Annotated in this window: 11 protein-coding genes; 7 read left to right on the top strand and 4 right to left on the bottom strand. The window is 38.9% G+C overall.

Annotation, left to right across the window (positions count from 1 at the left end):
* From VIH09_RS08255 to VIH09_RS08230, 6 genes are all read left to right on the top strand, one after another.
* Positions 1 to 624 (top strand): aminotransferase class V-fold PLP-dependent enzyme (locus VIH09_RS08255; protein WP_331579783.1); only part of this gene is annotated, 624 nt, incomplete at its 5' end.
* 10 nt (positions 625 to 634) lie between these two features.
* Positions 635 to 1,078 carry a hypothetical protein gene (locus VIH09_RS08250; RefSeq protein WP_331579781.1) on the top strand — a complete coding sequence of 148 codons (444 nt, stop codon included), beginning with the start codon at positions 635 to 637 and terminating at the stop codon, positions 1,076 to 1,078.
* Complete coding sequence (locus VIH09_RS08245; protein ID WP_331579779.1) at positions 1,068 to 1,487, top strand: SufE family protein; 420 nt, start codon at positions 1,068 to 1,070, stop codon at positions 1,485 to 1,487. The genes VIH09_RS08250 and VIH09_RS08245 overlap by 11 nt, the downstream gene beginning before the upstream one ends.
* Before the next feature lie 99 nt (positions 1,488 to 1,586).
* Positions 1,587 to 1,910 carry an SUF system Fe-S cluster assembly protein gene (locus VIH09_RS08240; protein ID WP_331579777.1) on the top strand — a complete coding sequence of 108 codons (324 nt, stop codon included), beginning with the start codon at positions 1,587 to 1,589 and terminating at the stop codon, positions 1,908 to 1,910.
* Positions 1,911 to 1,987: 77 nt separating this feature from the next.
* Positions 1,988 to 2,494 carry a DUF2480 family protein gene (locus tag VIH09_RS08235; protein WP_331579775.1) on the top strand — a complete coding sequence of 169 codons (507 nt, stop codon included), beginning with the start codon at positions 1,988 to 1,990 and terminating at the stop codon, positions 2,492 to 2,494.
* A 21-nt stretch (positions 2,495 to 2,515) separates the two neighbouring features.
* A complete protein-coding gene (locus tag VIH09_RS08230; RefSeq protein ID WP_331579773.1) occupies positions 2,516 to 3,364 on the top strand; it encodes a DUF3078 domain-containing protein in 849 nt (282 codons plus the stop codon).
* Positions 3,365 to 3,408: 44 nt separating this feature from the next.
* Here VIH09_RS08230 and VIH09_RS08225 read toward each other — a convergent pair whose 3' ends face one another.
* The 3 genes from VIH09_RS08225 to VIH09_RS08215 all read right to left on the bottom strand — a co-directional run bounded on the left by VIH09_RS08225 (position 3,409) and on the right by VIH09_RS08215 (position 5,302).
* Positions 3,409 to 3,774: a DUF2200 domain-containing protein gene (locus VIH09_RS08225; RefSeq protein ID WP_331579771.1), complete on the bottom strand. Its 366-nt coding sequence runs from the start codon at positions 3,772 to 3,774 to the stop codon at positions 3,409 to 3,411.
* Between the two features lie 184 nt (positions 3,775 to 3,958).
* The gene (locus VIH09_RS08220) at positions 3,959 to 4,513 is read right to left on the bottom strand and encodes an REP-associated tyrosine transposase (RefSeq protein WP_331579769.1); all 555 of its coding nucleotides are present in this window, start codon (positions 4,511 to 4,513) and stop codon (positions 3,959 to 3,961) included.
* A gap of 198 nt (positions 4,514 to 4,711) precedes the next feature.
* Positions 4,712 to 5,302: a hypothetical protein gene (locus VIH09_RS08215; RefSeq protein ID WP_331579767.1), complete on the bottom strand. Its 591-nt coding sequence runs from the start codon at positions 5,300 to 5,302 to the stop codon at positions 4,712 to 4,714.
* 183 nt (positions 5,303 to 5,485) lie between these two features.
* On the opposite strand from VIH09_RS08215, the gene VIH09_RS08210 reads away from it, so the two are divergent.
* Positions 5,486 to 5,635 carry a hypothetical protein gene (locus VIH09_RS08210; protein ID WP_331579765.1) on the top strand — a complete coding sequence of 50 codons (150 nt, stop codon included), beginning with the start codon at positions 5,486 to 5,488 and terminating at the stop codon, positions 5,633 to 5,635.
* Positions 5,636 to 5,647: 12 nt separating this feature from the next.
* Here the strand turns inward: VIH09_RS08210 and hflX are convergent, their stop codons facing one another.
* Positions 5,648 to 6,898: a GTPase HflX gene (gene hflX, locus VIH09_RS08205; RefSeq protein ID WP_331579763.1), complete on the bottom strand. Its 1,251-nt coding sequence runs from the start codon at positions 6,896 to 6,898 to the stop codon at positions 5,648 to 5,650.
* Positions 6,899 to 6,941: the final 43 nt, after the last annotated feature.

The raw sequence follows: 6,941 nt of genomic DNA, 5'->3' as shown, positions 1-6,941 counted from the left end.
GATGGGGCGCAAGCCGTTCCGCACGTTAAACCGGATGTTCAGGCTTTGGATTGTGATTTTTACGTTTTTTCCGGACACAAAATGTGCGGTCCAACGGGAGTCGGAATTCTGTACGGAAAAGAAAGCTGGCTGAACAAATTACCACCCTATCAAGGTGGAGGCGAAATGATCAAGGAAGTGACTTTCGAGAAAACAACTTATGCCGAATTGCCACATAAGTTTGAAGCGGGAACGCCTAATATTGCTGGAGGAATCGTTCTTGGAACTGCCGTTGATTACATGAATTCCGTTGGTTTTGAAAACATTCAAAAACAAGAATTAGAATTGTTGGAATACGGGACAAAACGATTGTTGGAAATTGAAGGTTTGAAGATATATGGTACGGCAGCAACAAAAACTTCCGTAATTTCGTTTAATATTGACGGAATTCATCCCTATGATATTGGTACCATTATTGACAAATTGGGAATCGCGGTACGAACCGGCCACCATTGCGCGCAACCGATCATGAATTATTTCAAGATTCCAGGAACCATAAGGGCCTCGTTCTCTTTCTATAATACCAAAGAGGAAATTGATGCCATGGTGGAAGCCATTAAGAGAGCAAAAACAATGTTATCCTAATACTTAAAATATGAAAATACTATCCTTATTGTTCCTAAGCCTTTTTCTGGGAAAAGGTTGTTCCGATCACCAGCAACAGGACATCGACACTGCCGTGATTGAATATGTGGCCAACTCGAGAGGGTTTTACCAAAAAATCACCGTGGAAAAACAAACCGTTACGGTTTCTTCAGACCGAAGCGGTAAAGAGAAAACCGTTCCGACAAAAATTTCGGATGACGACTGGAATGATTTGGTGAACTGTTTCAAAAAGGTAGAATTGGATAGTCTGCCAAAATTAAAAGCGCCTACAGAAAAACGTTTTTATGACGGCGCTGCAATCGCCAATTTGAAAATTACCTATAAAGACACAGTCTACGAGACTAGCAGTTTTGATCACGGTTTTCCGCCAAAAGAGATCAAGAAATTCGTAAACAGAATAACATCATTTGCAAAAAAAAATAATGAAAATTAAGGACATACAAGAAGAAATCGTAGGCGAATTCTCCATGTTTGACGACTGGATGGAACGTTACGAATACATCATCGAATTAGGGAAGAATCTGCCCTTGATAAAAGAAGAATTCAAAACAGAAGACAACTTGATCAAAGGCTGTCAGTCGAAAGTGTGGCTGCAAGGCGAGCAAAACGATGACAAAATAGTCTTCACGGCCGATAGCGATGCGATATTGACCAAAGGGATTATCGCGATATTGATTCGGACATTTTCCAATCAAAGCGCAGCGGATATCCTAGAGGCCGACATGGGTTTTATCGACGAAATCGGACTGAAAGAACATTTGTCACCGACTCGCGCAAACGGATTGGTTTCGATGATAAAGAACATTAAAATGTATGCTTTGGCATTCAATGCGAAAAATTAAATTCAACATATAAGTCATATAAGCAAATTAAAAACTTACATGACTTATATGGTTAAAAAAATGCAATAATCATTAAAACAGAATAAAACTAGAATAAAAATGACACAAGAAATAGACACCAACGAATTAGGGGAAGCAATCGTAAAAAAATTAAAAACAATTTATGATCCTGAAATCCCAGTTGACATTTACGAATTAGGATTGATATATGACGTCATGGTCAACACGGAATACGAAGTAAAAATTCTGATGACCCTAACCTCCCCTAACTGTCCCGTGGCAGAAAGTTTGCCGAGAGAAGTCGAAGAAAAAGTAAAATCAATCGAGCACGTAAAAGACGCTGAAGTGGAAATCACTTTTGACCCGCCATGGAGCAAAGACTTGATGAGCGAGGAAGCGAAATTAGAATTGGGAATGCTTTAAAAAAAGTGTTCAGTGTTCAGTATTCAGTGCACAACTGATCACTGAACACTGATTACTGATTACTGATTACTAAAAATATGGAAGAAATTGTAAATAAAGTGGCCAATAGTGCCCTGGAAGTATTCGATCTTGAAGATTACTATCCAACGGGTACGCGTGCTCAAATAGACATTTCGCAATGGCTGTTAGAGGGTTTTTTGCTGAAAGAAAAAGACTTTAGGGAACACCTCAAAAATCACGACTGGACGCAATACCAAGATCAATTTGTAGCCATCAATTGCAGTACGGATGCCATAGTTCCTGCCTGGGCTTCCATATTGGTCGCCATTCAAGTAGCGCCGTTTGCGAAGAAAGTTGTTAACGGGAACATAGAAGATCTGGACGCTGCCCTTTATGAAGAGATACTGGCCAAAATCGATTATTCAGTCTACGCCAATAAAGCGATTATTATCAAAGGCTGCTCCAGAAAACCTGTGCCTATGCGCGCCTATGTTCTGGCGGCGCATAATTTGCAACCCTTTGCCAGAAGCATCATGTATGGCGAGGCTTGTTCCGCGGTTCCCTTGTACAAGGCGAAAAAATAGATTCCCTAAAAACACAAGAACATGAAAAAAACTTTACTTTCTTTCGTATTCCTATTGACCATAGTCTCCTTAAGCGCTCAGGAGATTGCAAATGACACCACGAAATTGTGGACTAAAGAAGGAAACATATCCTTGCTTTTTAACCAATCCGCCTACAACAAGCAATGGCTTGGCGGCGGAACATCAAACATCGCGGGGAATTTCAGCCTGAATTATGACTTCAACTATAAAAAGGACGATGTCGTTTGGGACAACAAATTCATTGCGGCCTACGGTTTGACAAAAATAAAAGGGGACAACAAAATAGCCAAAACGGACGACCGACTGGAACTGAATTCGCTTTGGGGTAAAAAGGCCAAAGGCGATTGGTACTATTCGTTGTTTTTCAATTTTAAAACCCAAATGGATTCCGGTTATGATAAAGACGACGTAAAAATTTCGCATTTTTTCTCCCCTGCTTATACTCAATTTGGACCGGGAATGCTATGGAAAAAAAGCAATAACCTAAGTGTCAACTTTTCTCCAGCTACCGCTAAACTGATTCTCGTTCACGAACATTTTACTGATTTCGGACCATCGTTTGGCGTATTGCAGGGCGACAGTTCGCGTTTCGAGTTTGGAGCCAGCATTTCGGCTAATTATAAGTTTAGCGTGATCGCTAACGTAACCATTGAGAACCGTTTGAATTTGTATTCTAACTATCTGGACGATCCGCAAAATGTGGATATCGATTACCAAATGAATTTGGTGATGAAAATCAACAAATACCTTTCGGCAAACGTGGCATTGAGAACGATATACGATGACAACTCCGTGCAAGCCGTTCAGGTAAGTGAAGTTTTCGGAATTGGAGTGAATTATGGTTTCTAAAAACCAACCAAAATTTGAAATTCATCAAAAGGGCTTTTTATTTATTATGCAACTCTTAAAATCTTTTCCATCTTTCTGCCTTTCGCCAATTCGTCTACCAACTTGTCCAGATACCTGACTTTTTTGGTTAATGGGTTTTCAATTTCTTCTATCCTGTAGCCGCAAATGGCTCCTGTTATCAAGTTACTGTTGGGGTTCAATTTGGCTTTGTTGAAGAACGTTTCAAAAGTTACTTTCCCCTCAATCAGTTCTCGGATTTTTTTGTCATTAAAGCCCGTCAGCCACTCAATTACTTGATGCAACTCTTCCCTTGTCCTCCCTTTGCGCTCGACTTTCGCCAGATAGTGCGGGTAAACTGACGCAAAGGTCATTTTTGCCATTCGCTCATCATGTTCGGGTGTTGTCTTCATGCTATTATATTCTTTCTAATTTAAAATGAAATAAAAAATGGTGCATCGCTAGTTTAAATTTGTCTTTTAAAGGTGTCAACCGCAAGTGCTGCATTTGTCCTACCTCTGGTGCTCGTCTGCGACGAGTACCTACTTACTTGTGTGAACAAAACGAAGCGTTTGCAACGCGGCTCATAGAGACAGCTTACCATAAAGGTTCGATATGCACATTACAAAAAACAGCATTATCTTCTTCGTAATTCCTATAACTACTATTTACATAATCTCTTTCGTGATAAACAATTTCTGCTTCAACAGGATTATAATGTATATAGTTTACACGCTGCTCAATTTTTTCCAAAGTATCTAATAAAATGGGATGAAAACCATCTTGCCATAATTTATAATTTGTAGCCCTTCCTGATTTTTGAGCTTCATAACTAAATTTTCGTAATAACCATTCTCGTCTGCTCTCAGGATGTTCCTTAATAGCTTCTACTAATTTTTTTGATGTGAATTTTTTAAAATCTCGAATCACATTTTGCAATTCACCATCAAATGCAGTTACAATCAAATGAATATGACTGGTCATATATACATAGGCATGTACACTCAAACCTTTTTCCTTGATGCAAAAATTTAAGGATTCATCTAAGATATTATAATAAATAGGTCGTGTGAATAAATCTACCCAGTCGACAATTGTTATCGTAATAAAAGTTGGTACGGTACTATCGATAACTTTGTATTTCTCAGACATTTTTTTTTAATAAATTGATTTTAAGAAACTATACTATAAATCAGACGTATGCTTGTCTAAGATACTACTGTTTTGGTCATCCGCGTTGCAAACGCTACAATTTGTCTTTTCAGTTTAAGTAGGTACTCGTCGCAGACGAGCACCAGAGGAATTAAGCCAATTGCCCAAATCCGTTGTAGTAGCTGTTACCAGCAGTAACTATGGATTAGTAAATTTTATTTTAGTCTTGTTAGGTTTTGGAATTGCTCTTTCGAGTGTGTCTTTATTTATGCAAAAATCAGCATATCCATTTCTTTTCAATTTAATTTTTGACGATGCTATAATTGAATGATTTTTATCTTTCGATTTTCTAATTAATTCTTTGAACAGATTAATTGAAGCAGAATATTTCTTGTTTTTTTCTATTTCATTAAAATAGAAAGATAATACCTTGCCATTTCTATATTCAATTTTGATTCTTATAATTGGATAATCATCAATAGAAATTTTTGTTGAATCTCTTATGTGTTTAAAGTATTGCTCGTCAAAATTTTTTGTCTGATTTGATAATTCTTTTATGTAATCAGTTTCAATTTCCGTTTTATAGTAAGTGAATATTTCCTCTTGTTTTTCAATCAGAACATTTTCATTTTTGTTTATTTCCGCATATAGTATGGGATTTATTTTTATGTTAGGTTCTTCTTCAAGCCACCAATATTGATATGACATTATTTCGATCTTATCAATTTCATCTTGCTTTGGAGAACAACTCAAAAATATAAAAGTCACTAAGATAATGAGTCGTTTCATCTTCACATTTTTGGTTGTTATTGCTGGTAACTAGCATATATGTATGACAAAATCATACAAAGCCACCCAACTGAGGGTAGATAGGTCTGACAAAGGTCAGACTTTGTTTATTCTCAAATATATTGCTTTTTTTCTTACAAATTGTGCGGAAAAGCACATAAACCATTAATCCCCAAGTCTCGCATGAAGGGTGGCAGCGGAAATCCTCCCGATTTTTCTTCGGGAGATGGCAGCGTACAGCCTGACGCGGCCGCAACGCAGTGGAGGCTGGGGCATGCCCAAAAAAAATCCCTGATGACAATATCAAAAGGGATTGGGTATTATATGTTTTAGGGGAACTTAGAATTAATCTATCGTTTCCTCTTCCTTGTCTTCTTTCTCCACGGCGTCCTTGTAATCAGGATAGAGAAACTTGTTGTAAGGGAAACGGGTGATGTGAATGTGCCTCACCGCTTCGTACAATCGCTCCCTGAATTCCTCGAAATTCTCCTTGTTTGTTGCCGAAATGAACAGGGCGTTTTGTTCTCCCACACGGCTCATCCAGGTGGATTTCCACTCTTCGAGCGTGAAATGCCTTGGCGTTTTTTCGGTCATCAAATCGTCGTCGTCAATGGTCAGAGGCTTGTAGGCGTCAATTTTATTGAAAACCATGATAACGGGTTTGTCGTTGGCCTTGATGTCCAGTAAAGTCTGGTTTACAGATGCGATATGATCCTCGAACTCGGGATGCGAAATGTCAACTACGTGCAGCAACAAATCGGCTTCGCGAACCTCATCGAGCGTACTCTTGAAGGAATCCACCAGTTGCGTTGGCAGTTTCCTGATAAAACCTACGGTGTCAGAAAGCAAGAAAGGCAGGTTTTTGATCACTACTTTTCGAACGGTGGTGTCCAAGGTCGCAAAAAGTTTGTTTTCGACAAAAACGTCGCTTTTCCCGATGGCGTTCATCAATGTCGATTTCCCCACATTGGTATAACCAACCAAAGCAACACGAACCATAGCACCACGGTTGCCGCGTTGCGTACCCATTTGCTTGTCAATGGCTTTAATTTTGTCTTTTAATAAGGCGATCCTGTCGCGAACGATACGTCTGTCCGTTTCGATCTCGGTTTCCCCAGGTCCACGCATTCCGATTCCCCCTTTTTGACGCTCGAGGTGAGTCCACAATCCAGAAAGTCGAGGCAGCAAATATTGGCACTGGGCCAGTTCTACCTGCGTTCTTGCATAGGAAGTTTCGGCACGTTGCGCAAAAATATCAAGGATAAGGTTTGTTCTGTCGAGGATTTTACACTCTTCGATTATTTTGGAGATATTTTTTTGTTGTGAAGGGGATAGCTCATCATCAAAAATTAAAGTCGAAATACCGTTTTCTTTTACGAATTGGTGAATCTCCTCAATTTTTCCTGTTCCAACAAAAGTTTTGGGATTAGGGCGTTCCATTTTTTGAGAAAAACGTTTTACCACTTCTCCGCCCGCCGTGTAAGTCAAAAATTCCAGCTCATCGAGATACTCTTTTAATTTCTCTTCGCTTTGATTTTGGGTCACAATGCCGACGATGGCCGTTTTTTCGAAATTTATTGTTTCTTTTTCTAACATAACTTTGAATAAGTCACAAATTTAATCAATTGTGGGCGACTTA

This window comes from Flavobacterium sp. (genome assembly GCF_036515215.1).
Lineage (GTDB): Bacteria > Bacteroidota > Bacteroidia > Flavobacteriales > Flavobacteriaceae > Flavobacterium.
This window is presented reverse-complemented; position numbering and strand designations above follow the sequence as displayed.